Source organism: Arthrobacter sp. A2-55 (genome assembly GCF_025548615.1).
In the GTDB taxonomy this organism is placed as follows: Bacteria; Actinomycetota; Actinomycetes; order Actinomycetales; family Micrococcaceae; genus Specibacter; species Specibacter silviterrae.
In genome coordinates this window covers 1-25,488 of the sequence record NZ_JAJLOZ010000064.1, presented here as the reverse complement: position 1 = coordinate 25,488, position 25,488 = coordinate 1, and the positions used below count along the sequence as shown (strand labels likewise).

The window sequence follows — 25,488 nt, the reverse complement described above, 5'->3', positions numbered from 1 at the left end:
GGCGTCGTGCTGGCAGGGACGGTTGCCGGGGGAGCGGCAGGCTCGGCCTCCGGCGCTGTGTAGCTGCCCTTGGAACGGTTCCCGAGGCGCAGGATCTCGCCGTTGCGCAGGTACCAGAGTGTGCCGTCCTCGCCCAGGACCCGGGTGATTCGCAGGCCCACGTACTCCACCTCGCCGATGACCTCGCTGGTCTGGATGATGTCGCCAATGCCGTACTGGTCCTCCAGGGTGATGAAGATGCCGGCCAGGAAGTCGCGGATCAGCTGCTGGCTGCCGAAGCCGATGGCGATGCCCACCACGCCCACGCTGGCCAGCAGGGGGCCGATGTCCACATGGAAGGCGAGCAACACGTAGAACCCGCCAATGACCACCACAATCACCGTCAACAGCGAATTCAGCAGCGTGCCGATTGTCCGGGCGCGCTGGACGCGGCGTTCATTGTCGAGGGCGCGCATCACCGGGTCCAGATTTCGGAACACGGGCTTGACCCAGCCCAGTCCCTTTTGGCGCCACGGGCCCTTTTCGGCGCGCTTGACCACCATGCGGATCAGGTAGTGCAGGACCAGCCACGCCAGCAGGGAAATGGCCACGGCAATGCCGGCATGGAGCAGGTTGTCCAGGACGGAGTTGCCTGCAGCTTCAAGGGTGTTCAGGGGCACGCGTCAATCACCTTGCATGTTGGGAACGGGATTGTTCTCTTCCAACCCTAACGCGGGTGCGCGGCGAATTCAGTCCTGTGTGGGCGCCAGCACGCCCGGCTCATGGTGCACGGGGAAGTTCACGCTGCGGGCAATGAAGCACTTTCGCGACGCCTCCGCATGCAGGCCCAGGGCCAGCTCCAACGTGGCGGGATCGGCCACGGAGATGAGCGGGTGGAGCGTGGCGGACTGGAACTGGCCGCTGCCGTCCGGGTTGAGCAGCATGGTCCCGGTGGCCTTGTCCTGGTAGCGGGTGATGACCACGCCGTTCATGACGGCCACGTGCAAATAGGACAGCATGTGGCACTGGGACAGGGCCGTCAGGAGCAGCAGTTCCGGGTTCCAGCGGTCCGGGTCGCCGTGGAACGGCCTGTCGGCCGAGCCAAGCAGCGTGGGCAGGCCAACGGCCGTGACGCTGTGGTCACGGCCGTAGTCCTTGTAGCCGGACGTCCCGGTGCCCCGGTTGCCCGTCCAAAATGTGTCTATTTCGTAGTGGTGTTCGTTCAGCGCCATACTCCAGCATAGAGCGGCGGGCTCAGCTTCACGTTCTGCAGCGTGGCCGCATAGCCCGAGGCGTAGCCGCCGGCCGTGGGATGGAACGCGTAGGGGTTGAAGGGCGGCACCAGCCAGCTGTCGGTCGACGGGAAGCCGTGGCCGTCAAAGGCCGCCGTCACCGAAACAAAGCTCGCCCCGCTGCGCTGGGCGCCTTGGGCCAGCACGGCGTTGAGCTGGTCCACGGCGCCGTTGACGGCTGCTGCCGCGGCCACTAGTTCAGCCGGGTAGCGCATGACCGCCATGGTGGCCGGTTCCAGCAGGTGCGGGTAGCCCATGTAGATGACCTGGGCGCGCGGCACCTGGGACCGGATGTCCTGGGTCAGCGCCTTGAGCTGCGCCGGCAGCATGGCCAGCTTGGCCTGCGCACCCGCGATCGCTGCTGCGCACACGCCTGCGGTGCCGCTGAGGCAGGCGGCCGCAACGGCTCCGGCGCCCACATCATTGCCGCCCACGGTCAGCGTGATGAGCCGGGTCGATGAGGGGATCAGCGGGACCTGCAGGGCCGCCACCTGGTCAATCGTGGCGCCGTAGCATGCCAGGTTGGCCATGGCCAGCCCGTTGGCGGCGGCAAAGTCGCTGCCATAGCCATAGGGGCTTTGCATGCACGGCGCGGCTTCCTGCCCGCCGCCGGATCCTGCCGAATAGGAGTCACCAAGGACGGTGTACGTGCCGGCCGGCGGCGGTGCCGCCAGCGCGGGAACGCCGGTGAACCCCAGAATGAGTCCCCCGGCAAGCAGTGCGGCCGTGGCTGTGCGCGCGGCCAACTTCTTTAGTGGATGTGCTCTCATGGCCTGAAGCTACCTCCAAACCGGCGCCGTGGATAGAGTGGCGACCACTTGTTTTCCGGCAGCGCCGGCCCGTCTGCCATGGTGGCAGGGGGCCAGCGCTGCCGGAAAGGGTGCTACTGGTCGGCGGCCTGCGCCTTCAGCGCCCGCTGGACGCCGTCGCGGCTTTCCACGATGAGCCGGCGCAGGGCCGGGGTTTCGCTGCCCAGGGCGGCCAGGAACGCATCCGTGGCGTCCAGCGTGGCCTGCGAAACCAGCTGCGAGGGGTACAGCCCCGTGATGATGGTGGAGGAGGTCTCATAGGACTTCTCCTCCCAGACCTGCTTGACCGCGGCGAAATACTTCGCCACGTACGGCTCCAGCAGCGAGGTGTCCCAGACGCGGCCAAAGCCGTTGATGGCGCTGCGGGCGGCGGCGTTCGCCAGGTCCCCGCGGACGACGACGGCCTCCCACGTCCCAGCCTTGGCCTCCGGCGTGGGGATGGCCGCCTTCGCGGCGGCGGCCGCCAGCTGGCCGTTCTGGGTGTTGTCCTTCGCCAGTTCGGCGTCGATGGCGCCCTGGCCTGCCCGGCCGCCGGCGACCAGGGAGGTCAGCAGTTCCCAGCGCAGGTCCGTGTCGACGGACAGCCCGTCCAAGGTTGCCGTGCCGTCCAGCAGCGCCTGGACCGCGTCCAGCTGCGCGTCCGACTGGGCCTGCAGGGCAAAGGCCTTGGCGAATTGCAGCTGCGCGTCCGAGCCGGCTTCGGCGCCCTGGGCCAGGGCCCACAGCGAGTCTGCGGCCGCCACTGCAGTCTCCTGCTGGTGTTCCGGTGCCACGTAGAAGTGCAGTGCGGTGGCCAGCTGGCGCAGCAGCACCGTAATGACGGTGGAGTCGCTTTCGCGCCCCACGGTGGCCAGGACAAAGTCAACGTAGGCGCGGGCCGGGGCTTCGCCGTCGCGCGTGGCATCCCACACGGAGGCCGAGACGAGGGTGCGCGGCAGGGAGTCCTTGAAGTCCACCAGGTGCGCCTGCGCGGTGGCCAGCGACACGTCATCGAGGCGGATCTTGGCATAGGCAAGGTCGTCGTCGTTGAGCAGCACCAGGGCCGGGCGGGCCAGTCCCACCAGCTCCGGCACGGGGGTCACGGCGCCGTCCACGTCCAGCTCCACGCGGTGGGTGCGGACCAGCTTGCCCTCGTCGGGGCCCGAGGCGGCCAGGTTGTAGAAGCCGACGGCGGCGCGGTGGGGGCGCAGCACCGGGTGCTCGGCCACGGCGGACTGGAGGATCGAGAATGAGGTGATGGCGCCGTCGTCGCCGGTCTCAATCTGGGGCTTGAACGTGTTCACGCCGGCCGTCTCCAGCCACTTTTCCGTCCACGTGGAAAGGTCGCGCCCGCTGGCGGCCTCCAGCTCCACCATGAGGTCGGTGAGCTCGGTGTTGGACCAGGCGTGCTTGCCGAAGTAGGCGCGCACCCCGGCCATGAACTCCTCCTGGCCTACCCAGGCCACCAGCTGGCGCAGCACCGAGGCGCCCTTCGCGTAGGTGATGCCGTCAAAGTTGACCAGCACGTCCTCCAGGTCGGTGATGTCAGCCTTGATGGGGTGCGTGGACGGCAGCTGGTCCTGGCGGTACGCCCAGCTCTTCTCCAGGGAGGAAAAGGACGTCCAGGCGTTGACGTACTGCGTATTTTCCGCCGCGGCCAGGGTGGACATGAACTCGGCGAAGGACTCGTTGAGCCAGAGGTCGTTCCACCAGCGCATGGTGACGAGGTCGCCAAACCACATGTGGGCCAGTTCGTGCAGGATGGTGATGGCCCGGCGTTCCACCATGGCATCGGTGACCTTGGAACGGAACACGTAGCTTTCCAGGAACGTCACGGCGCCGGCGTTCTCCATGGCCCCGGCGTTGAATTCCGGAACGAACAGCTGGTCGTACTTCGGGAAGGCATACGGTGTCCCGAACTGCTTTTCAAAAAACTCAAAGCCCTGGCGGGTCAGCTCAAACACATTGTCCGCGTCCATGAACTCCATGAGCGACTTGCGGGCAAACACGCCCAGCGGGATCACGCGCCCGTCGGAGCTGGTCAGCTCGCTGCGCACCGAGGCATACGGCCCGGCAATCAGCGCGGTAATGTAGCTGGACATCTTGAGCGTGGGCTCAAAGTGCCACACGGCCTTGCCCTCGCCGGCCGCCTCTGGCTTCGGGGTGGGGGAGTTGGAGATGACGTCCCAGTGGGCCGGGGCGGTGATGTGGAAGGTGAACGTCGCCTTCTGGTCCGGCTGCTCAAACACGGCAAACATGCGGCGGCTGTCCGGCACCTCAAACTGGCTGTACAGGTAGACCTCGTTGTCCACGGGGTCCACGAAGCGGTGCAGGCCCTCCCCGGTGTTCATGAAGAGGGCGTCCGCCTCCACCGTGAGCACGTTGTGGGCGGCCAGGTTGGGGAGCTCGATCCGCACGCCGTTGCTGACCGCGGCAGGGTCCAGCTCCACGCCGTTGAGCGTCACTTTGTGGACCTTGTCGGTGACGGCGTCAATGAACGACGACGACCCCTCCTTCGCGCTGAACGTCACCGTGGTGGTGGACGGGAAGGTGGTCTCCGAGGCGGTCAGGTCCAGGGTGACCTCGTAGTGCTCCGCGGTCAGGGTGGCCGTGCGCTCAATGGCTTCGGCGCGGGTCAGGTTCATGCCAGGCAAAGTGATGCCTTCCGTTCGGTGTCGGGTGGACGGTGGGTCCGTGCATCCTGCTGGCGCCCGGTCCCACGGTGCCGGCTCAGCGCGCCGGCGGCTTGCCCATAGTCTTTCACTTAACTTCCCCGCGTGTGGGCGGCGGCACGCCCGCCTCCCCGGCTGGGCGCGCGCCGTGGGCTCCCTGACAGGGGCCGGGGCATAGGCAGGCCGCTGCCCGTGTGGAAAAGTAGAAGCCATGGACATCCCCGCAGCGGAGAACGGCAAGGACAGGCATCTGGACGCCCGGGCGCTGCGCTTTGCCATTATCCTTCCCGTCCTCATGTCCGCGGGGCTGGTGGGCGGCGGCCTCCTGCTCGGCGGCGGGCCCGCCGGTGGAACCATCCCGCCGCTGGCCTCCGCTCCGGTGCCGTTCCCGGTTTTCCTTGCCATGGGGGTGGGGCTGATCCTGGTCCCGGGCATCGGCGTCGGCGCGCAGGGGGCACGGACAGTGCTGCCGCGCCAGCTCCGCCGCATCCTGCTGGGCCTGGCGGTGACCCTGCAGATGTCCGCCGTGTCCTTCTTTGCCGCGGCACTGGTGGGCCAGACCAGCCAGGGCGGACTGCCCACCGAGCCCATGGACGCCCAGGTGGCCCTCATGGGCACCGGCCTGGCCTGCGCCATGGGCGTGGTGCTGGCCCTGACGTTCAAGCCGGACGAACAGTGGGGCGCCTCCGACGACGCGGCACTGTCCGAGCTGCTGGCCATCGAAGCGGACCCAACTGTGGCCAACGACCGGCTCGCCTACGCCATCCATCCGCGCAGCTCGGTGGTGATCATGATCCTGCTGGCGGGCCTGCTGCCGGGGGCCGTGCTCACCATTTTGAGCCCCTGGTTCCTGCTCGCCCTGCCGCTGCTGGCCGTGCTGGGTATCGCCGGCCTGAGCGCGACGGTCCACATGGACAGGCGCCGCCTTTCCGTGAAGCTGGCCGGGCTGGTGCCGGTCATCCTGGTGCCGTGCACCGACGTCGACGGCGCCGTGTCCCTTGACATCAAGGCGGGCGACTACGGCGGCTGGGGCCTGCGCAGGCACAGCGGCAGTGAATCGTTCCTCGCCTACTCGGGGGCCGGCGTCGTTCTGCGGACCGAAAAGGCGGGCCGGGTGGTGGTCAACGCCCCCAACCTGGACACCGCCGACGACCTCGCCGCCATCCTCAACCGCCGGGCCGGCAAGGACGCCGGGCAACACTAGGCCCGGTGTTTCGGTAGGCTTGGAGGGATTTCAACCCAACAAGCCCCAAGGACAATTCATGCGCGTTCACATCGCAACCGACCACGCCGGCATGGAGCTCAGCGCCCACCTCATCACCGCGCTGGCCGCCAAGGGCTACGACATGGTGGACCACGGGCCCAAGGCCTACGACGCGGAAGACGACTACCCGTCCTTCTGCATCAACGCAGCACTCGCCGTGGTGGCGGACCAGGCAGCCGGAGTGGACGCCCTGGGCATTGTGCTGGGAGGCTCGGGCAACGGCGAACAGATCGCGGCGAATAAGGTCAAGGGCGTGCGCGCCGCGCTGGCCTGGAACCTGGACACGGCCAAGCTGGCCCGCGAACACAATGACGCCAACGTGGTGGCCGTGGGCGGGCGCCAGCACTCCGTCGAGGAAGCCACCTCCCTGATCGAGGCATTCCTGGCCGAGCCCTTCAGCAACGCCGAACGCCACGTGCGCCGCATCGGCAAGATCGCCGCCTACGAAGCCACGGGCGAGGTTGCCGAATAGCCTGCAACATCCTTGGGGGAACAGTGGCAACAGGCGATTTTAGGGGGAGCGATGATGGGCAGCCAGCCTTCAAGGGGCGGGAGAGCGCCGGCCTTTGACCGGCGGACGTTTGCTGTCAGTGCTTCGGCCGTGGTGCTCATCACCGCGGGTGTCGGCGCGTGGCTGCTGGCCATTGCAGGTCGCCTCCCGAACCCCGTCGCATCGCACTGGAGCGGATCCGGGGCGGCCGACGGCTTTGCCGGAGTCGGGACCTCCGCCACACTCGGCGTTGCCGTCACGCTCGGCACCGGACTGCTGGTGGGCGGCTGCCTGTCCCTGAATTCCCTGGCTTCGGGCCTGCGCCGGGCCGGGGTGGCACTCACCGTGGTCTTCACGGCGTTCATGGCGCTGATCTTTGTGGCCGGGCTGGCACCGCAAATCGGCAAGTCCTCCGCCGTTGGCACCGTCATGGACTGGGGCCTGGTCTGGGCCGGACTCGGAATCGCCCTCGCGGCAGGCATCCTCCTGGCCTTCCTGGTCCCGGCCCGTCCGCTGGAGGCGTTCGACGGCGGCCTGCCCGGCAGTTTCCCCGGCAGCAGGCACGACGGCGGCCTTCCCCGGGGTGCCCGCGTTGACGCCGCCGCAGCCGGCCGGGGTGAGGGCGCCAGCTGCCGCATCCGTGCTACGCCGGGGATGTACGCCGTGGTGGGCGGCATCGCCTTTGTGGCCCTTGCCGTCCTCGCGTTTGCATCGCCGTGGTGGCTGCTGGGCGCCGGTGCGCTGGCGGCGGCGGTGGTTTCCTTCATGGCCGGAACCGTGTCAGCGTCCTCCGAGGGGCTGTCGGTCAGGGTGTGGGGGCGCTGGCGCATTGTCCATTTACCGGTTGCCGCCTATGGATCCGCCCAGGCCATCGAGGACATCGAGCCCATGCGCTATGGCGGCTGGGGATACCGGGCAGGTTCCTGGGGCACGGCATTTGTGGTGAGGCGGGGGCCCGGCCTGGTGGTGTCCCTAGCCGGCGGACGCGAGTTCGTGGTCAATGCCGACACCATGGAAAACGCCGAGCGCCTGGCCGCCCTGCTCAACGGCTACCGGCGACTGGCGGAAAACCGCCATGCGTAGGGCCAGACGTGCCTGAGGGGCATTCCGTGCACCGGCTGGCACGGCAGTTCAATGACGTGTTTGGCGGCGCGGAGCTGGCAGCGTCCAGCCCGCAGGGAAAGTTTGCAGCCGGTGCCGCCCGGATTGACGCCCACGTGCTGGAGCGGGCCGAGGCCCACGGCAAGCAGCTGTTCCTGTCCTTTTCGCATGAGCTGGTGCTGCGCGTGCACCTGGGCCTCTACGGGGCCTGGGACTTTGGCGGCGACAGGACGTTCACCGGGGCATCCAGCATTGGCGCCCCGCGGCGGATCGGCGAGCAGGAAGAGGCCGGCGACGACAACGGGGAGTACGACGGCCCGCCCGAACCCCGTGGCGCCGTGCGGGTGCGCCTGGTCTCCGCGCACGGCTGGGCCGACCTGCGCGGGCCCACGGCCTGCGAGGTGCTTACGCTGGCGGAGGCTGCCGCCGTCCGGTCAAAACTGGGCCCGGACCCCTTGCACAACCTCCCCGGCGACAGGGAGGAATTTGTGCGGCGCATCCGCAAGAGTTCCACCTCCGTTGCCCTGCAGCTGATGAAGCAGGACGTGCTGGCCGGCGTGGGCAATGTGTACCGGGCCGAGGCCCTGTTCCGCCGGGGCCTTGACCCCCAGCTGCCCGGAAAGTCGCTGCGGCCCGGGGACGCCGCGGCCTTGTGGGACGACATTGCGATGACCATGGCCGACGGCGTCCGCGACGGCCGGATCATCACCACGGAGCTGGCGGATCGGCCTTCGGGGCGTGGCGTCGGTGTGGGCGGCGTCGGCGTGGGTGGCGTGCCGCCGTCGAGCCTTGCCGGTGTTAATAAGGGCGACAGTGGCAACAAGGCCGTGCCCGTGGCGGACGCGCACTATGTGTACAAGCGCAACGGCCTGCCATGCCGGCGGTGCGGGACCCTGGTGGCCATGGTGGAGCTCGGCGGCCGCAAGCTCTACTGGTGCCCCGGCTGCCAGCGGTCCTGAAACGAACAGCGGTCCTGAAACGAAAAATGCCGCCGTTCCCGCATTTTGACGCAGCTATAACGGCGGCAAAATGCGGGAACGGCGGCAATTCTGTAATAACGGAGGGGGCGACGGGAATCGAACCCGCGTAATCAGTTTGGAAGACTGAGGCTTTACCATTAAGCTACGCCCCCGAAGCGATGCTTGGGGCTGTCATTTCCGCCTCTCGGCTGAACAACTCCTCGATACTAGCAATGGTGCCGGTGGGCCGCAAATCGGCAGCGGGGCCTCCGGACCCCTTTGGCGCCGGGGCTAATTGTGCATCTGCGATCTTTTGCCCGTAGACTGTTGCGGGCACTACGGGGCGTAGCGTAGTGGCTAGCGCGCCTGCTTTGGGAGCAGGAGACCGCAGGTTCGAGTCCTGTCGCCCCGACTCAGCATTATCCGGTTCACGTTTGGTCAGTGACTGCCCATGTGCTGGTGCCTAACATCCACCAACAGACCATCAGGAGTACCACGCTGTGAAGAGCGCTGTCGAAAACCTCACGCCCACCCGGGTAAAGCTCAATGTTGAGGTTTCCTTTGAGGAATTGAAGCCCAGCATTGCAGAGGCTTACAAGACGATTGCCACACAGGTCCAGGTGCCTGGCTTCCGCAAGGGCAAGGTCCCCAACAAGCTGATCGACCAGCGCGTTGGCCGTGGCTATGTCCTGGAAACCGCCATCAACGAGGGCCTCAACGGCTGGTACCAGAGCGCTGTGGTGGAAACCGGCATCAGCCCCCTGAGCCGCCCCGAGGTGGAAATCACCGAGGTTCCGGACCCGACCGCGACCGACGGCGAGCTGAAGTTCCACGTCGAGCTGGACATCCGCCCCGAGATTGAGCTGCCCGACTACGCCGGCATCGCCGTCGAGGTTGAGGCCGCGGAAGCCACCGACGCCGACACCGACAAGGCACTCGACGAGCTGCGCGGCCGCTTCGGCACGCTCAAGGCCGAGGACCGCCCCGCCGCCGACGGCGACTTCCTGACCATCAACATCGCCGCCGTCATTGACGGCAAAGAGGTTGACTCCGCTTCGGACCTGTCCTACCAGATCGGCACCGGCAATATGCTCGAAGGGCTGGACGAGGCCGCCACCGGCCTGTCCGCCGGCGAGGAAGCCATCTTCGACACGAAGCTGGCAGGCGGCGAGCACGCCGGCGAGGACGCACAGGTCACCGTCAAGGTCACCGCCGTCAAGGTCCGCGAACTGCCCGAGGCCAACGACGACTTTGCCCAGCTGGCCAGCGAATTCGACACCATTGCCGAACTGCGCGAGGACCTGGCCAAGCAGGCCGCCGACTCCAAGACCATGGAGCAGGGCGTCGAGGCCCGCGACAAGGTGCTGGACAAGCTCGTTGAGCTCATCGAGGTCCCCGTGCCCGAATCCGTGGTTGCCGAGCAGATCGAGCAGCACTTCAAGCCGGAGAACTCGCACGGCGAGGACCACGACACCGAAGAGCACCGCGCCGAGGTCAAGGAAAACACCGAGCGTGCATTCCGCAACGAGATCATCCTCGACGCCATCGCCGACAAGGAAGAAATCGGTGTCAGCCAGGCCGAGCTGATCGACTACATCGTCTCCTCCGCCAGCCAGTACGGCATGGACCCGAACCAGTTCGCGCAGATGCTCGACTCCTCCGGCCAGGTCAACATGATCGTCGGCGAAGTCCGCCGCCGCAAGGCCCTGGCCGCCGTGCTGGCCCAGGCCGCCGTGAAGGACACCAACGGCGCCGACGTCGACCTGACCGACTTTGTCTCCGTGGCCGGCGAGGAAGAAGAGCTCGACGCCGTTGACGGCGACGAGGTCATCGAGCCCACCGCCGTGACCGACCCGGGCGAAGTCCGCATCTAGTCTTTTCCCGCAGCACAAAGACCAAGGCCGTTGCCGGTTCCCCCAGGGGAGCCGGCAACGGCTTTTTCCGTCCCGAAAGCTCCGTGCCCCGGGCCCGGACGACGGCGGCGGGACCGTTCCGCCGCCGCGGTCCGCTGTGGGCGGACGCCACCGTGCGCCGTCAGCGAACAGCACGGTTTTGCGAAACAAAACAGCGCCAAAAACGGCTACTGTCCAAGTAGTGAAGATTAGTGATGGTCCGGAATTGGACTGGGTGCTCCGGTAGTTGCCGGGGCAGTCAAGGTCCGGCGGGCCGCACGAAGGAGAGGTAAGTCCACCATGGCACAGCACACCACCCCGTCGATGGCCGGCCCGGAATCGGCAGGCTCGGATACATACATTTACAACCGCCTGCTCAAAGAGCGCATCATCTGGCTTGGCTCGGAAGTCCGTGACGACAACGCCAACCTGATCTGCTCCCAGCTGCTGCTGCTCTCCGCGGAGGACCCGGAAAAGGACATTTTCCTTTACATCAACTCTCCCGGTGGTTCGGTCACGGCCGGCATGGCCATTTACGACACCATGGAGTTCATTCCGAACGACGTGGTCACCGTGGCCACCGGACTGGCCGCATCGATGGGCCAGTTCCTGCTCTCCTCCGGGACCAAGGGCAAGCGGTATGCCACCCCCAACGCCCGCATCCTCATGCACCAGCCCTCCGGCGGCATTGGCGGAACGGCGTCGGACATCAAGATCCAGGCGGAACTGATCCTGCACATGAAGAAGGTCATGGCGGAACTGACCGCAGAGCAGACCGGGCAGACCGTGGAGAAGATCCTCACGGACAATGACCGTGACAAGTGGTTTACCGCCGAGGAAGCCCTTGAATACGGCTTCTTCGACAAGATCAGCCGGCATGCGGGCACCGTAGCCGGTGGCGGCGGAACCAGCGCGAACTAACGGGCCCGGGAACAGACTTCAGGAGCATGGACATGACATACAATTTTGGCAGCACCGCCTTCGGCACCGCAGGTTTCGGCCGCACCGCAGGCAACCTCCCCACCAGCCGCTACGTCCTCCCGCAGTTCGAGGAGCGCACCCCCTACGGCTTCAAGCGCCAGGACCCCTACACCAAGCTGTTTGAGGACCGCATCATCTTCCTGGGCGTCCAGGTTGACGACGCCTCCGCCGATGACGTCATGGCGCAGCTGTTGGTGCTTGAGGCCGACGACACCGACCGCGACATTACGCTCTACATCAACTCGCCCGGCGGATCGTTTACGGCGATGACGGCCATTTACGACACGATGCAGTTCATCCGCCCCGAGATCCAGACCGTGTGCCTGGGCCAGGCGGCCTCCGCAGCGGCGGTGCTGCTCGCCGCCGGATCCCCCGGCAAGCGCCTGGCGCTGCCGAACGCCCGCGTGCTGATCCACCAGCCTGCCCTTTCCGGCGGCCAGGGCGGCCAGGCCTCCGACCTGGAAATCCAGGCCAATGAGGTCATGCGGATGCGCGAATGGCTGGAAAACACGCTCTCGGAGCACTCCGGGCGCACACCCGAGCAGGTCAGCAACGACATTGAGCGCGACAACATCCTCACCGCCGCGCAGGCCAAGGACTACGGCCTGATCGACGAGGTGCTGGCGCCGCGCAAGATCAAGCCCGCAGCGATAGCCGCCCGCTAGCCAGCAGAAAATCCCGACGCCGGGGCGCCGCAAACCAGGGCGCCCCGGCGTTTGGTTTCCGCCCAATGTCAGTGGCTTGGCCTAGAGTGGAACCATCATGCAAAGCGGGCACGCACCGCGTCCCGTTTTGCGACACGACAGTTTGAACAGCAATGGCACGGAGCTGGCGTTCCGTTCCATCCGCGGAAGGAAGCACGCATGGCCAGAATGGGCGAAAGCACTGATCTGCTGAAGTGTTCCTTCTGCGGCAAAAGCCAAAAGCAGGTCCGCAAGCTCATCGCCGGACCGGGCGTCTACATCTGTGACGAATGCATTGAACTGTGCAATGAGATCATTGACGAGGAACTGGCCGAAGTGGCCGACCTTGACGCCTTTGAACTGCCCAAGCCGCGGGAAATCTTTGACTTCCTGCAGGAATACGTCATTGGCCAGGAACCGGCCAAGCGTTCCCTGGCCGTGGCCGTCTACAACCACTACAAGCGGATCCAGTCCGGCCACGCCGTCAAGTCGACCACCCTGGCCGGAGGCGTCCATGACGAGGTGGAGATCGCCAAGTCCAACATCCTTCTGGTGGGCCCCACGGGCTGCGGCAAGACATACCTGGCCCAAACCCTGGCGCGCCGCCTGAACGTCCCGTTCGCCGTTGCCGACGCCACGGCCCTGACGGAAGCCGGCTACGTGGGCGAGGACGTGGAGAACATCCTCCTCAAGCTCATCCAGGCCGCCGACTTCGACGTCAAGAAGGCCGAGCAGGGCATCATCTACATTGACGAGATCGACAAGATCTCCCGCAAGTCCGAGAACCCTTCGATCACCCGCGACGTTTCCGGGGAGGGCGTGCAGCAGGCCCTGCTGAAAATCCTCGAGGGCACCGTCGCCTCGGTGCCGCCGCAGGGCGGGCGCAAGCACCCCCACCAGGAATTCATCCAGATCGACACCACCAACGTGCTGTTCATTGTGGCCGGCGCCTTCGCCGGACTCGAGGACATCATCGGCTCCCGGGCAGGCAAGAAGGGCATCGGCTTCGGCGCCCCCCTCAGCGCCCTCAAGCAGTCCGAGGCCACCTACGCCGACGTCATGCCCGAAGACCTGCTGAAGTTTGGGCTGATCCCGGAGTTCATCGGCCGGCTGCCCGTCATCACCACCGTGACCCAGCTGGACCGCACCGCCCTGATCCAAATCCTCACCGAGCCCAAAAACGCCCTGGTCAAGCAGTACCAAAAGATGTTCACCCTGGACGGCGTGGACTTGGAGTTCGACGACGGCGCCCTGGCTGCCATTGCCGACCTCGCCCTGGCGCGGGGCACAGGGGCCCGCGGCCTGCGGGCCATCCTGGAGGAAGTCCTGCTGCCCGTCATGTTTGACCTGCCCAGCCGCGAAGACATTGCCACCGTGGTGGTCACTGCCGAGGCCGTCCTCAAGAAGGCGGAACCAAATTTGATTCCCCACGATGTTGTGGCCAAGCGCAGGAACAAGTCCGCCTGATTTTCCGTTGGCACTGATAGGCGTGCCACGTACGCACATTCCTCAGTTGACGAAGGAGACCGCTGTGTCTGAAACCGTGTCCCACAATGATGTTGCCACCGCCGAAAAGGCAGACTTCTGGTTTGACCCCACCTGCCCGTTTGCGTGGGTGACCTCCCGCTGGATCGGAGAGGTGGAGAAGGTTCGCAACATCACCGTGGACTGGCATGTCATGAGCCTGTCGGTGCTCAATGAGCACAAGGAAGACATCTCCGAAGCATACAAGGCCCACGTGGCCCGCGCCTGGGGACCCGTGCGCGTCATCATTGCCGCCGCCGAGGAACACGGCCCCTCTGTCATCAAGCCCCTCTACGACGCCATGGGAACCCAGATCCACATCCACGCCAACAAGGACCTCACCGACGTGGTCGCCAAGGCACTGGCGGAAGTCGGACTGCCCGCCGAACTGGCGCAGGCCGCCACCACCGACGTGCACGACGCCGCCCTGCGGGCCAGCCACGCCGAGGGGATCAACAAGGTTGGCCAGGACGTGGGTACGCCCGTCGTGGCCTTTAACGGCACGGCATTCTTTGGCCCCGTCATCACGCGCATTCCGCGCGGCGAGGACGCCGGGAAACTGTGGGATGCCACGGTGGCACTGGCCAGCTTCCCCTACTTCTTTGAGATCAAGCGGAGCCGCACCGAGAGCCCGCAGTTCGGCTAGCAGACTGCAGGAAGGGCGGGGACGGGCCGGTTACAAAAACTGGTCCGTCCCTGCCCTTGTTTTTGCCATTGGACAGGCGCATACTTTTTCTTACCCCATCCTTCGGGAGAGGGTGCAGACACCAGAGATTCAGCGACAGAACCGATTGATACATTGGGATACCGCCCATGGCGGCAGTCCCGTGAAACTAGGAACTGGAAGCCGGTGACGCGGCTAAATGCACTGAAAGGCAATGGAGTCCGCAAGACCACCGCACGTCACGCAGTGGCCGAAAGCCGAAGCCCCACCGACGGCAAAATGCCGATGGGGCTTCCCCTTTGCCCTCAGCGGGGGCAGGCGTTAACCCACTCTTCACCGCCGGGACTCCCCAGCACCGGCCGGCGGCCACCTTGGCCCGCCATGGTGGAAGCGTGAAGGTTGCCATAGTTGCTGAATCGTTCCTGCCGGAAATGAATGGGGTCACCCATTCCCTGTTGAAAATCCTCCAATTCCTGGCCAGCCGGGGTGACGAAGTGCTGGTCATAGCCCCGTCCACGCCGGAAGACGCCCCGGGGACAGTCGAAGGCGCAGCGGTCCACCGCCTGCCTGCCATTCCTGTCACGGGCTACCGCACCATACGCGTTGCAGTCGGCGGTGTGGCCCGGGTCAAGGCACTGCTGGCCGACTTTGGCCCGGACGTGGTCCACCTGGCCTCCCCGTTCGTCCTGGGGTGGCGCGCCGTGCGGGCGGCGAAGCAGCTGGGCATCCCCACCGTGGCCGTGTACCAGACCGACGTTCCCGGATATGCCGCGAAATACGGCATGCCCTTTTTGGAAAACTGGGCCTGGAGCAGGGTGGAGCGCATCCACATGGCGGCCACCAAAACCCTGGCGCCGTCGTCGGACTCGGTGAACCAGCTGCGCGGGCATGGCATTCCCCGGGTGGAGCTCTGGCGCCGCGGCGTTGACCTGGAACGCTTCCACCCCGGCAAGCGGAGCCCCGCCTTCCGGTCCAGGGTGGCTCCCGGCGGCGAGCGGATCATCGGGTACGTGGGCCGGCTGGCGCTGGAGAAGCAGCTTGAAGACCTGGCAGCCCTGGCCGGAATCCCCAACACCCGGCTGGTCATTGTGGGGGACGGACCCCGCCGCCAGGCACTGCAGGAGTTGCTCCCGGAGGCCCACTTCACCGGCTTCCTCGGTGGGGAGGAGCTGGCTGCGGCGGTTGCGTCCTTTGACTTGTTTGTCCACCCGGGCGAACTGGAAACGTTCTGCCAAACCATCCAGGAGGCCATGGCGTCCGGCGTTCCCGTGGTGGCGACCGGCCGCGGCGGGCCGGTGGACCTGGTTGATTCCTCCCGCACCGGCTGGCTGTACCAGCCGGGCGACCTGGCCCAGCTGCGCGGCTATGTCACTGACCTGACGGGTGACGACGCCAAGCGGGCCGCGTTCGGCGCGGCGGCCCTGGCCCAGGTCCAGGGGCGGACCTGGGAGGCGGTCTGCAGCCGGCTGGTCGGGCTGTATGGCGAGGCCATGGCGGAAAACCGCCTGCAAGCAACCGCCCTGAAGGGGAACAAATGAAAATATCGGTTATCGGCTGCGGCTATCTTGGTGCCGTCCACGCGGCCACGCTGGCGTCCATGGGCCACGACGTGGTGGGCCTGGACAACGACAGCGCCCGGGTGGCCCTGCTGGCCGGCGGCCGGGCGCCGTTCCACGAACCGGGCCTGGAACCCCTCCTGCGGGAGGGCCTGGACGCCGGCCGGCTTGAGTTCACGGCGGATCCTGCCCGGCTGGCCGCAGCGGAGGTCCACTTCCTGTGCGTGGGCACGCCGCAGTCCAAGACCGCCAACGCCGCAGACCTCTCGCAGCTGCTCGACGCCGTTGCCGCCCTGCGCCCGCACGTGCGGCCAGGCGCCCTGGTAGTGGGCAAGTCGACGGTGCCGGTGGGCACGGCGAACGCCGTGGCCGGGTACCTGTCCGGCACGGGTGCCGAGCTGGCCTGGAACCCGGAGTTCCTGCGCCAGGGCACGGCCGTGCAGGACTCGCTGCTGCCGGACCGGCTGGTGTACGGGGTGGCCGGTGACGGCCCCGTTTCCGTGCTCGACGCCGTTTATGCGGCCGTGCTGGACCGCGGCACCCCGCGGGTGGTCACCGACTTCGCCACGGCCGAACTGATCAAGGTTGCGGCGAACGCGTTCCTGGCCCTGAAGCTCTCCTTCATCAACGTCGTGGGTGAGTTTTGCGAGGACGCCGGTGCCGACGTCGTCCGGCTTTCCGAGGCGCTGGGGCATGACGGCCGCATCGGCGGCCGCTACCTGCAGGCCGGCGCGGGATTCGGCGGGGGATGCCTCCCCAAGGACCTGCGTTCCTTCCGGTCCCAGGCGCAGCAGCGCGGCGTGGAGTCACTGGATGAGCTGCTGTCGCTGGTGGACGGCATCAACGCGGACGCCAGGTTCAGGGCGGCGGAGCGGGCCGTGCGGCTGTGCGGGGGAAGCGTGGAAGGGCGGCGCATCACCATCCTCGGCGCGGCCTTCAAGCCCGGCACGGACGACATCCGCGATTCACCCGCGCTGGACGTTGCCCTGCAGCTGGCGGCACAGGGCGCGGTGGTAACGGTGACCGATCCCCAGGCGCTGGGCAACGCAAGGCTCCAGTGTCCGCAGCTGGCCTTTGAAGCCGAGCCGCTTGACGCCCTGCGCGGGGCCGAGCTGGCCGTGCTCCTGACGGAATGGCCTGAGTTCACGGGGCTGGACCCGGAAGAGGCGGCGGCCGCCATGGCCCGCGCCGTGGTGCTGGACGGGCGCAACGCCCTGGATGCGGCGGCCTGGCGGCGGGCCGGCTGGGACTATTGCGGCATGGGGGCGCAGCAGCCCCGCACCAGCAGCCCCGTGGCGTAAATTGGGTGCAGCACGGCGGTATGTGGCCCTGGGGGACTCCTTCACGGAAGGCGTGGGGGATACGTCCCGGCACCTGCCCAACGGGGTTCGCGGCTGGGCGGACCGGGTGGCGGAGGGGCTGGCACGCCATGAGCCGGGCTGGGAATACGCCAACCTGGCCATCCGCAGCAAGCGGCTCCGGCACATCATTGCCGAACAGCTGGGGCCGGCCGTGGCCATGGAACCGACCCTCGTCACCCTCTATGCCGGCGGCAACGACATCATGGACGTCGGGACACGGGTGCCGGACATCCTGGCCGACTACGAGTTCCTGGTAGGCCGGCTCGCCGCCACGGGGGCGCGGCTGGTCCTGTTCACCGGCTACGACGTGGAGGTCTCCGCCGTACTGTCACCCCTGCGCCGCAAGAACCACCAGTACAACGACGGCGTCCGGCAGATCGCGGCCCGCCACGGTGCCGACGTGGTTGACTACGCGGAGTTCGGTGCCTACCGCGACCCGCGCATGTGGTGCGTCGACAGGCTTCACATGTCCAAGGCCGGCCACAAGTACCTGGCCGCCCGGGTGCTGGAGGTGCTGGAGGTGCCGCATGCCATCACGCTCAAGGAGAAGGCGGAAGGTCCCGCCCCCAGTTGGCAGGACTGGGGACGGGACCAATGGCGGTGGATCCGGGACTGGGTGCTGCCCATGTTTGCGCGCAAACTCCGCGGGGTTACCCTGGGCGACACGCTCACACCCCGCTGGCCGGAGCCGGTGCGGGTGCCGCCCCGCAAGGGCCTGAAGAAGCTGGCCCGGGTTTCGTCAGGCCGGGACTAGGCCTGGACGGGCTCTTCCGCCGGCGCCAGCACGACGTCGGACACGGTGAGTTCGCCTGTCCCGGCCACCACGGTGATGGCCTCCGCATTTGCCGCCGCCTTCAGGTCCCCGAGACCGGCAGCAAGCTGCGCAGCCTTGGCCGCCGTGGCCGTCACGGTGGCCGAGAGCACCTGGGTGCGCTGCTTGACCTTGGCCTCGGACTTGGCCTTGCGGATGCCGCCCAGCGCGTCCCCGACTGTTGACAGCATGGTGGTGTCGCCGTCGAGCACGTCAATGGCGGCCGGCCACGGCGCGCGGTGGACGGAACCGGTGCGCCACCAGCTCCACACTTCTTCCGTGGCGAACGGCAGGAACGGGGCAAACAGGCGCAGCAGCGAATCCAGCGTGGTGGCCAGCGCTGCAAGGACGGACGCCTTCCCCGCCTCGCCGGCCGCACCGTACGCGCGGTCCTTGATCAGTTCCACGTAGTCGTCAGTGAAATGCCAGAAGAAGCTTTCGGTGATCTGGAGGGCTTTGGCATAGTCGTATTTTTCAAACGCCGCCGTTGACTGGCGCACGACGTCGGCCAGCTGGGCCAGCACCGCCCGGTCCAGGGGGTTGCTGGCCACCTCAGTGGCGCCCGTGAGCACATTGGCTTCCGTGGCGCCCAGGTTCAGGACAAACTTGGAGGCGTTGAGCAGTTTGATCGCCAGGCGGCGGCCAATCTTCATCTGCGCAATCTCGTACGCCGTGTCGGCCCCGAGCCTGGCGGACGCGGCCCAGTAGCGGACGGCGTCGGCGCCAAAGTCGTTGAGCACGTCGGTGGGGACCACCACGTTGCCCTTCGACTTGGACATTTTCTTGCGATCCGGGTCCAGGATCCAGCCGGAGATGGCGGCATGCTTCCACGGGGCGCCGTCCTGCAGGGCGTCGGCGCGCACAGCGGAGGAAAACAGCCAGGTGCGGATGATGTCGTGGCCCTGGGGGCGCAGGTCGAAGGGGAAGACCTTCGAGAAGAGGTCCTCGTCCTGGCTCCAGCCGCCCACAATCTGCGGGGTCAGGGAGGAGGTGGCCCAGGTGTCGAGCACGTCCGCGTCGCCAATGAAGCCGCCCGGTTCGTTGCGCTGGTCCTCGGTGTAGCCGGGGGCCGCATCCGCTGCCGGATCGACGGGAAGCTGGTCGGTGCCGGGCAGGATGGGATGGTCGTAGTCCGGGTTGGCATCGGCGTCGAGCGGGTACCAGACGGGGACGGGCACGCCAAAGAAGCGCTGGCGGGAAACCAGCCAGTCGCCGTTCAGCCCGGAAATCCAGTTGTCATAGCGCGAACGCATGAACGACGGATGGAATTCGATGTCCTTGCCGCGGTTGATCAGGCGTTCGCGGCGGTCGGCGTCGCGGCCGCCGTTGCGGATGTACCACTGGCGGGAGGTGACCACTTCCAGGGGCTTGTCGCCCTTTTCGAAGAAGTTCACGGGGTGCATGATCTTCTTCGGCTCGCCGTCCAGCAGCCCTGCCTCGGACAGCATGGCAACCACGCCTTCCTTGGCGCTGAAGACCGTCTTCCCGGCGATGGCTGCGTAGTTGGCCCGGCCTTCCTCGGACGTGACCCAGGCGGGGGTGTCGCCGATGATGCGGCCGTCGCGGCCCACAATGGCACGGGTGGGCAACTGCAGTTCACGCCACCACGTGACGTCGGTCAGGTCGCCGAAGGTGCACACCATGGCGATGCCGGAGCCCTTGTCTGCCTTGGCCAGCGGGTGGGCGCGAACTTCAACCTCGACGCCGAACAGCGGCGAGGTGACCTTTTTGCCGAACAGCGGCTGGTAGCGCTCGTCGTCCGGGTTGGCCACCAGTGCGGAGCACGCTGCCAGCAGTTCGGGACGGGTGGTCTCGATGTAGATCTTGGTGCCGTCTTCGGCGAAGAACGGATACCGGTAGTAGGCACCGGGCATTTCGCGGTCTTCCAGCTCGGCCTGGGCCACGGCAGTGCGGAACGTGACATCCCACAGGGTCGGCGCTTCGGCCATATAGGCGTCGCCGGCGGCAAGGTTCTCCAGGAAGCCGCGCTGGGAAACGGCCCGGGAGTGGTCGTCGATGGTCCTGTACGTCAGGTCCCAGTCAACGGACAGGCCCAGGGTCTGGAAAAGGTTCTCAAAGACCTTCTCGTCCTCCACGGCCAGCTCTTCGCAGAGCTCGATGAAGTTCCTGCGCGAGACCACGTCAAAGTCGCGCTGGTTCTTGGCGGGCGTGGCGGGCGGCCGGTAGCCGGCGTCGTACTGGATTTTCGGGTCACAGCGGACGCCGTAGTAGTTCTGCACGCGGCGTTCGGTGGGCAGGCCGTTGTCGTCCCAGCCCATGGGGTAGAAAACATTCTTGCCGTTCATGCGCTGGAAGCGGGCCAGCACGTCCGTCTGGGTGTAGGAGAACATGTGCCCCACGTGCAGAGAACCGGAAGCCGTGGGCGGGGGAGTGTCAATGGAGTACACCTGCTCCCGCGTGGTCTCGCGGTCAAACTTGTAGGTCCCCTCATCGAGCCAGCGCCTGGTCAGGGACTCTTCAAGGCCTTCAAGGGCCGGCTTGTCGGGAACGGTGCTCGTGGGTGCGGGCGTGTCTGTGCCCGGAATGTTTTCAGCCATTTGGCAATTCTTTCACGAGTTGGCCCGAACCCAAGATTCAGGGGATCTTGCCTGCACTATGCGCGGCAGGTATGGGCATCATGCGGCGTTTCCTCCCCGGCAGCTTCAAAAGCTGCTGGGTGGGGAGCAAAGCTGCCGTGAGCTTGCGGGGAACGGCCGGTTCGTGCCGGGAGTTCAGCTGCTTCGAGCAGTCTCCGAAGCAAGCACCTTGGCAAGGTCGCGTGGAATGCTCCACATGGGCCAATGGCCCGTGGGGAGGTCGATCATGTGGAGATGTTCGAAATTCGCGACTTCGGCGAACCTGGGATGGCCGGTTTGGGCCAGCTCCAACACTTGCGCGCTGGGGATTGAGCAACAGACCAAGGTCGTGTGGATCTTGCGGCGGGCCTCGTTGCTGAGCACGATGGGTTGACGGAGCACGGGGCCGGGCTCAGGAACGGCAAGGGCCCGAAAACGCTCGAGCATCCCTGCGCTCAGGTCTTCAAGGCTCGCCTGCTGTGCGAGGACGGGGAAGGGCGGCAGAACAAGCTCGTCCAACTCCTCCGGGAAGTCCGGGGCGAAGGCAGTTCCCGTCGCCACGGGGCCGGAGTCGACCCACAGCACCCGGCGGACAAGCTCAGGATGCCGGTCCATGACAAGGCTGACGGGGGCATTGGCCCCACTGTGGGCCACGAGCAGTGCAGGCTGATTGCCGTGTTGGGCAATGACGGCCAGGATCGCTTCGGCCTGGGCGTCGAGGGTTCGAGTCGCACGCCAAGGATCGTTCACGTCGAGACCGGGCAGCGTCATGGCGATGGCACCGGGGAGGTCCGATTTCAGGTGCTCAAGGACTTCGTCCCACGCCCAGGCACCCAGCCAGTGGCCGGCGATGAGGATGACGGTTGGAGAGGCAATGGTGGTTGTCATGCCACAACCCTCGCACGCCCTGCGGACAAGAGTATGTCACTATTTATGTCATGAATTTATCCGGGATTGAACCGTGAAGCGGGCAGAAAGGCTCATTGCCCTATCCGAGATGTTGCGCCGCAGCGGCGCGCGGGGAATCTCGGCTGAACGGTTGGCGAGAGAGTTCGCTGTGTCCGTGCGCACAGTCAAGAGGGACCTCGATTCGCTGGAGAACAGCGGTGCGCCGCTATGGTCGCGCCCAGGTCCTGGTGGTGGTTACGGAATGGCCAGCGGCGCGTCCCTGCCACCTGTCACCCTGTCACCGGCGCAGGCTGTGGCGCTCATGGCGGCCGTGTCCGCTGCTGCTGATGCCCCCTACGCCGATCTGGCAGCCGCCGGTGTGCAGAAAATCCTGGACGTCCTGGATCCCAGAACCCGGGCAAGGGCTGACGAGCTGGCCCGCCGCGTGTGGGTCAACGCTCCTGCCTTGTCCTCGCGGGCCACCAAGTCGGCATTGGAGGAGGCGATGGCCGAGCAAAGAGTAGTCCGCATTCGCCACACATCCAAGGCCGGGAGTACAACCGTCCGTGACGTCGAGCCAGTACTGTTCGCTTCCACGAACGGCCAGTGGTACCTGGTTGGATGGTGCCGAATGCGCGAGGCAATACGGTGGTTTACCGTGTCCCGCATTGAGCAGGCCACCGTAACCAAAACGGCCTGCAGCGGCCACACCATCAGCGAGGTTGGAGAACCCCCGGCGAACGCCAAGCCGGTGCACGGCCTTGACGAGTGAGCCATAGATTCAACTTCTCCGGCCAGTGCCACCGTGTGACAGCTTTGCGGACTCTTTGGGTACTTGGCGCCGGCGTTTCATGGCCATCCAAGTGGAGACAGCCGGTGGCAGGGGACGGGCAGGGCGCACACATCCCGGGGCTATGATGCGAACATGGGCACACTGAGGATTTTGCGAGTGTATGAGGAACCCGAACCGGATGAATACCGTGTCTTGGTGGACAGGTTGTGGCCGCGGGGGATCAAAAAGGACCGCATTGACGTCTGGCTCAAGGAGGCGGGCCCCAGCACCGGGGTGCGCAACGCCTTCGGACACCAGCCGGAGCACTTTGCCGCATTCGTCGCGGACTACCGGGCGGAGCTGGAACACAACCCGGCCGTCGCGGAGATCCGCAGCCTGGTCGGGGAGCACGGGAAGGTGGTTCTGCTCTACAGCGCGAAGGACCACCTGCAGAACCAGGCCGCCGTGCTGCTGGACTTCCTCAACGGCGTGGAGACAAAACTGGACTAGACAAAACATTCCCAGCTGCGCGATACATTGGGAGCATGACTGATAACGCCCCCTTCCATCATGCAGTAGTCACCGGCGCCAGTTCCGGCATCGGCGCTGCCACCGTCCGCAAGCTCCGCGCCGACGGCTGGCACGTGGTGGCCGTGGCCCGCCGCGCGGACCGCCTCGAAGCCCTGGCAGCAGAAACCGGCGCCCTGGCCTTCGCTGCCGACGTGACCCGCGACGACGACGTTGAGTCCCTCGCCGCCTTCGTTGCCGACCATGGCGGCCTCGACACGCTGATCAACGTGGCCGGAGGCGCCCGCGGCGTGGACCGGCTTGCCAGCGCGCATGCCGACGACTGGGAGTGGATGTTCCAGGTCAACGTCATGGGCACACTGAAAGTGACGCAGGCGTTCCTCCCCGCCCTCCGGGCGCACCGCAGCGGCACCGTGCTGAACCTGACATCCACCGCGGGGTTGGTGGCCTACGAAGGCGGCTCCGGATACAACGCAGCCAAGTTTGCCCAGCACGCCATCACCAACGCACTGCGTCTGGAGGAAGTGGAAAACAACCTGCGCGTCATCGAGGTGGCACCCGGCCTGGTGGCCACGGAGGAGTTTGCGCTCAACCGGCTGGGCGGCGACAAGGAAGCGGCGGAGAAGGTCTACCAGGGCGTGGAAAAGCCGCTGACTGCCGGCGACGTGGCGGAAGTGGTGGGTTACGCCGTCGGGCTTCCCCACCACATCAACCTGGACCAGATTGTGATCCGGCCCGTGGCCCAGGCCGCCAACCATAAGCTCATCCGCACCAGCTGAGCGGGCGCGCCGCCCGCGCCACAGCAGGCGGGATGCGGGCAGCGGCCCGCATCCCGTAGGATGTGAAGCAAAGCTTTGACCCGGCCATCACCGGTGAGCTTCCGGAAGAACGCCCCGCACAAAGGGCTGGTAGAACCGGACGGGTAAGCCCGTCACAGCAGCTAATGAGCGGCCGCGCAAAGGGTGAAACCGGAGGGCGGCAAGCGAGGTGGTACCGCGGCGCAAGCCGTCCTTGCATCCTGAATTGATCGCCCACCACCAGGATGATGTGATGACCCACTTCCCGAAGGCAACCGCGGCCCATGGCCTCCATGCCGAATCCAACCATGTGCCAGCTTCCGTGCGTTTCCCGGAAGTGGAGGAACTGGTCCTGAAGTACTGGGCGGAAGACGGCACCTTCCAGGCCAGCATCGACGCCCGGGATGCCGGCACCGACGGCTCCAACGAATTCGTCTTCTACGACGGACCTCCCTTCGCCAACGGCCTGCCCCACTACGGCCACCTGCTCACCGGCTACGCCAAGGACCTCGTGGCCCGCTACCAGACCCAGCGCGGCCGCCGGGTGGAGCGCCGCTTCGGCTGGGACACCCACGGACTGCCCGCCGAGCTGGAGGCCATGAAGCAGCTGGGCATGACGGACAAGAAGCAGATCGAGGCCATGGGCATCGACAAGTTCAATGACGCCTGCCGTTCCTCCGTCATGAAGTACGCCGGCGAATGGCAGGAATACGTCACCCGCCAGGCCCGCTGGGTGGACTTCGACAACGACTACAAGACGCTCAACGTCGAGTACATGGAATCCGTGCTCTGGGCGTTCAAGCAGCTGCACGAAAAGGGCCTGACCTACAACGGCTACCGCGTGCTCCCTTACTGCTGGAAGGATGAGACGCCCCTCTCCAACCATGAGCTGCGCATGGACGAGGACGTCTACAAGGACCGCCAGGACCAGACCGTCACCGTCACCTTCCCCCTGCTGGCAGGCGAATCCGAGCTGTCCAAGGAGCTCGCCGGCGTGGCCGCGATCGCCTGGACCACCACCCCCTGGACCCTGCCCACCAACCAGGCCCTGGCCGTGGGGCCTGCGGTGAGCTACGCCGTCGTGCCTGTTGGCCCCAATGGGGTTTCGACGGGCTCAACCACCGGAAACCCGTCCGCGGAAAAGTTCCTGCTCGCCGCAGACCTGGTGGGCGCCCATGCCAAGGACCTGGGGTACGACGACGCGGCTGCCGCGGCCGCCGCCGTCACCGCCACCTACGTGGGAGCCGAGCTGGAGGGCCTGAAGTACCAGCCGCTGTGGGACTACTTTGCCGACGATGAAAAGTACGGCACGGCCAAGTCCTGGCAGGTTCTGGTGGCTGACTATGTCACCACCACCGACGGCACGGGCATTGTCCACCAGGCGCCCGCCTATGGTGAAGAGGACCAAAAGACCTGCGAGAAGTACGGCATCCCCGTGGTGCTCTCTGTGGACGAAGGCGCCAAGTTCCTGCCCCTGTTTGAGGGCGGCCCGCTCAACGACATCGCCGGCGTGCAGGTCTTTGACGCGAACAAAACCATCACCCGCGTGGTCCGCGACGCCGGCCGCCTGCTGCGCCAGGCCAGCTACGTGCACAGCTACCCGCACTGCTGGCGCTGCCGCACGCCCCTGATCTACCGCGCCATATCCTCCTGGTACGTGGAGGTGACGAAGTTCAAGGACCGCATGCTGGAACTGAACCAGGACATCAACTGGATCCCCGGCAACGTCAAGGACGGCCAGTTCGGCAAGTGGCTGGCCAACGCCCGCGACTGGTCCATCAGCCGCAACCGCTACTGGGGCAGCCCCATCCCCGTCTGGCAGTCCGACGACCCCGAGTACCCCCGCACCGACGTCTACGGCTCCCTCGCCGAGATGCAGGCCGACTTCGGCCGCCTGCCGCTGAACAACG

The 25,488-nt window shown here is 66.5% G+C and carries 22 protein-coding genes and 2 tRNA genes; 17 read left to right on the top strand and 7 right to left on the bottom strand.

All coding sequences use genetic code 11. The features are described 5' to 3' along the window. The 4 genes from LPN03_RS16000 to pepN form a co-directional block, all read right to left on the bottom strand. The coding region (locus LPN03_RS16000; protein WP_262455004.1) for a mechanosensitive ion channel family protein at positions 1–653 on the bottom strand (653 nt) is incomplete at its 3' end. A gap of 75 nt (positions 654–728) precedes the next feature. Continuing rightward, positions 729–1,211 carry an OsmC family protein gene (locus tag LPN03_RS15995; RefSeq protein ID WP_165180515.1) on the bottom strand — a complete coding sequence of 161 codons (483 nt, stop codon included), beginning with the start codon at positions 1,209–1,211 and terminating at the stop codon, positions 729–731. Further along, entirely contained in the window at positions 1,202–2,041 is an 840-nt protein-coding gene (locus LPN03_RS15990; RefSeq protein WP_262455001.1) for an SGNH/GDSL hydrolase family protein, read from the bottom strand. Before LPN03_RS15990 ends, LPN03_RS15995 begins: the two co-directional genes overlap by 10 nt. Before the next feature lie 113 nt (positions 2,042–2,154). Beyond that, on the bottom strand, positions 2,155–4,704 hold the full coding sequence (gene pepN / locus LPN03_RS15985; protein WP_262454999.1) for an aminopeptidase N: 2,550 nt from the start codon (positions 4,702–4,704) through the stop codon (positions 2,155–2,157). 238 nt (positions 4,705–4,942) lie between these two features. Between pepN and LPN03_RS15980 the strand changes: the two genes are divergently transcribed. Genes LPN03_RS15980 through LPN03_RS15965 form a run of 4 tightly spaced genes read left to right on the top strand, consistent with a single transcriptional unit; the run spans position 4,943 to position 8,545 of the window. After that, positions 4,943–5,935 carry a hypothetical protein gene (locus tag LPN03_RS15980; RefSeq protein WP_262454997.1) on the top strand — a complete coding sequence of 331 codons (993 nt, stop codon included), beginning with the start codon at positions 4,943–4,945 and terminating at the stop codon, positions 5,933–5,935. Positions 5,936–5,993: 58 nt separating this feature from the next. Continuing rightward, entirely contained in the window at positions 5,994–6,467 is a 474-nt protein-coding gene (locus LPN03_RS15975) for a ribose-5-phosphate isomerase (protein WP_165180519.1), read from the top strand. 51 nt (positions 6,468–6,518) lie between these two features. Continuing rightward, positions 6,519–7,568, top strand: a complete 1,050-nt coding sequence (locus tag LPN03_RS15970) for a DUF1648 domain-containing protein (RefSeq protein ID WP_262454995.1) — start codon at positions 6,519–6,521, stop codon at positions 7,566–7,568. Between the two features lie 8 nt (positions 7,569–7,576). After that, positions 7,577–8,545: an Fpg/Nei family DNA glycosylase gene (locus LPN03_RS15965; RefSeq protein ID WP_262454993.1), complete on the top strand. Its 969-nt coding sequence runs from the start codon at positions 7,577–7,579 to the stop codon at positions 8,543–8,545. 102 nt (positions 8,546–8,647) lie between these two features. Here LPN03_RS15965 and LPN03_RS15960 read toward each other — a convergent pair. Further along, a tRNA-Gly gene (locus tag LPN03_RS15960) sits at positions 8,648–8,718 on the bottom strand. Positions 8,719–8,884: 166 nt separating this feature from the next. Between LPN03_RS15960 and LPN03_RS15955 the strand changes: the two genes are divergently transcribed. From LPN03_RS15955 to LPN03_RS15915, 9 genes are all read left to right on the top strand, one after another. Then, positions 8,885–8,957, top strand: a tRNA-Pro gene (locus tag LPN03_RS15955). Positions 8,958–9,045: 88 nt separating this feature from the next. Then, complete coding sequence (gene tig, locus LPN03_RS15950) at positions 9,046–10,419, top strand: trigger factor (RefSeq protein ID WP_410468609.1); 1,374 nt, start codon at positions 9,046–9,048, stop codon at positions 10,417–10,419. Positions 10,420–10,737: 318 nt separating this feature from the next. Beyond that, positions 10,738–11,358 (top strand): ATP-dependent Clp protease proteolytic subunit, encoded by a 621-nt coding sequence (locus LPN03_RS15945; RefSeq protein WP_165180523.1) that lies wholly within the window; start codon positions 10,738–10,740, stop codon positions 11,356–11,358. A gap of 32 nt (positions 11,359–11,390) precedes the next feature. Continuing rightward, a complete protein-coding gene (locus LPN03_RS15940; protein ID WP_165180524.1) occupies positions 11,391–12,083 on the top strand; it encodes an ATP-dependent Clp protease proteolytic subunit in 693 nt (230 codons plus the stop codon). Positions 12,084–12,281: 198 nt separating this feature from the next. Beyond that, positions 12,282–13,568 carry an ATP-dependent Clp protease ATP-binding subunit ClpX gene (gene clpX, locus LPN03_RS15935; RefSeq protein WP_165180525.1) on the top strand — a complete coding sequence of 429 codons (1,287 nt, stop codon included), beginning with the start codon at positions 12,282–12,284 and terminating at the stop codon, positions 13,566–13,568. Between the two features lie 64 nt (positions 13,569–13,632). Continuing rightward, positions 13,633–14,271 (top strand): DsbA family protein, encoded by a 639-nt coding sequence (locus LPN03_RS15930; RefSeq protein ID WP_262454989.1) that lies wholly within the window; start codon positions 13,633–13,635, stop codon positions 14,269–14,271. 410 nt (positions 14,272–14,681) lie between these two features. Then, complete coding sequence (locus LPN03_RS15925; RefSeq protein WP_262454988.1) at positions 14,682–15,827, top strand: glycosyltransferase family 4 protein; 1,146 nt, start codon at positions 14,682–14,684, stop codon at positions 15,825–15,827. After that, complete coding sequence (locus LPN03_RS15920) at positions 15,824–17,146, top strand: UDP-glucose dehydrogenase family protein (protein ID WP_262454986.1); 1,323 nt, start codon at positions 15,824–15,826, stop codon at positions 17,144–17,146. The genes LPN03_RS15925 and LPN03_RS15920 overlap by 4 nt, the downstream gene beginning before the upstream one ends. A 1-nt stretch (position 17,147) precedes the next feature. After that, positions 17,148–17,960 carry an SGNH/GDSL hydrolase family protein gene (locus LPN03_RS15915; protein ID WP_262454985.1) on the top strand — a complete coding sequence of 271 codons (813 nt, stop codon included), beginning with the start codon at positions 17,148–17,150 and terminating at the stop codon, positions 17,958–17,960. Here the strand turns inward: LPN03_RS15915 and valS are convergent. Beyond that, positions 17,957–20,575, bottom strand: a complete 2,619-nt coding sequence (valS, locus tag LPN03_RS15910) for a valine--tRNA ligase (protein WP_262454984.1) — start codon at positions 20,573–20,575, stop codon at positions 17,957–17,959. The two genes, LPN03_RS15915 and valS, sit on opposite strands and share 4 nt — an antisense overlap. Positions 20,576–20,749: 174 nt before the next feature. Further along, positions 20,750–21,481, bottom strand: a complete 732-nt coding sequence (locus LPN03_RS15905) for an alpha/beta fold hydrolase (RefSeq protein WP_262454983.1) — start codon at positions 21,479–21,481, stop codon at positions 20,750–20,752. A 73-nt stretch (positions 21,482–21,554) separates the two neighbouring features. Between LPN03_RS15905 and LPN03_RS15900 the strand changes: the two genes are divergently transcribed. From LPN03_RS15900 to LPN03_RS15885, 4 genes are all read left to right on the top strand, one after another. Beyond that, positions 21,555–22,253, top strand: a complete 699-nt coding sequence (locus tag LPN03_RS15900; protein WP_262454982.1) for a helix-turn-helix transcriptional regulator — start codon at positions 21,555–21,557, stop codon at positions 22,251–22,253. 153 nt (positions 22,254–22,406) lie between these two features. Then, positions 22,407–22,763: a DUF488 domain-containing protein gene (locus LPN03_RS15895; protein WP_262454981.1), complete on the top strand. Its 357-nt coding sequence runs from the start codon at positions 22,407–22,409 to the stop codon at positions 22,761–22,763. A gap of 35 nt (positions 22,764–22,798) precedes the next feature. After that, positions 22,799–23,560, top strand: coding sequence for an SDR family oxidoreductase (locus tag LPN03_RS15890; RefSeq protein ID WP_262454980.1), 762 nt, complete (start codon positions 22,799–22,801; stop codon positions 23,558–23,560). Between the two features lie 271 nt (positions 23,561–23,831). After that, on the top strand, positions 23,832–25,488 hold a 1,657-nt coding region (locus LPN03_RS15885), incomplete at its 3' end, for a class I tRNA ligase family protein (protein ID WP_262454979.1).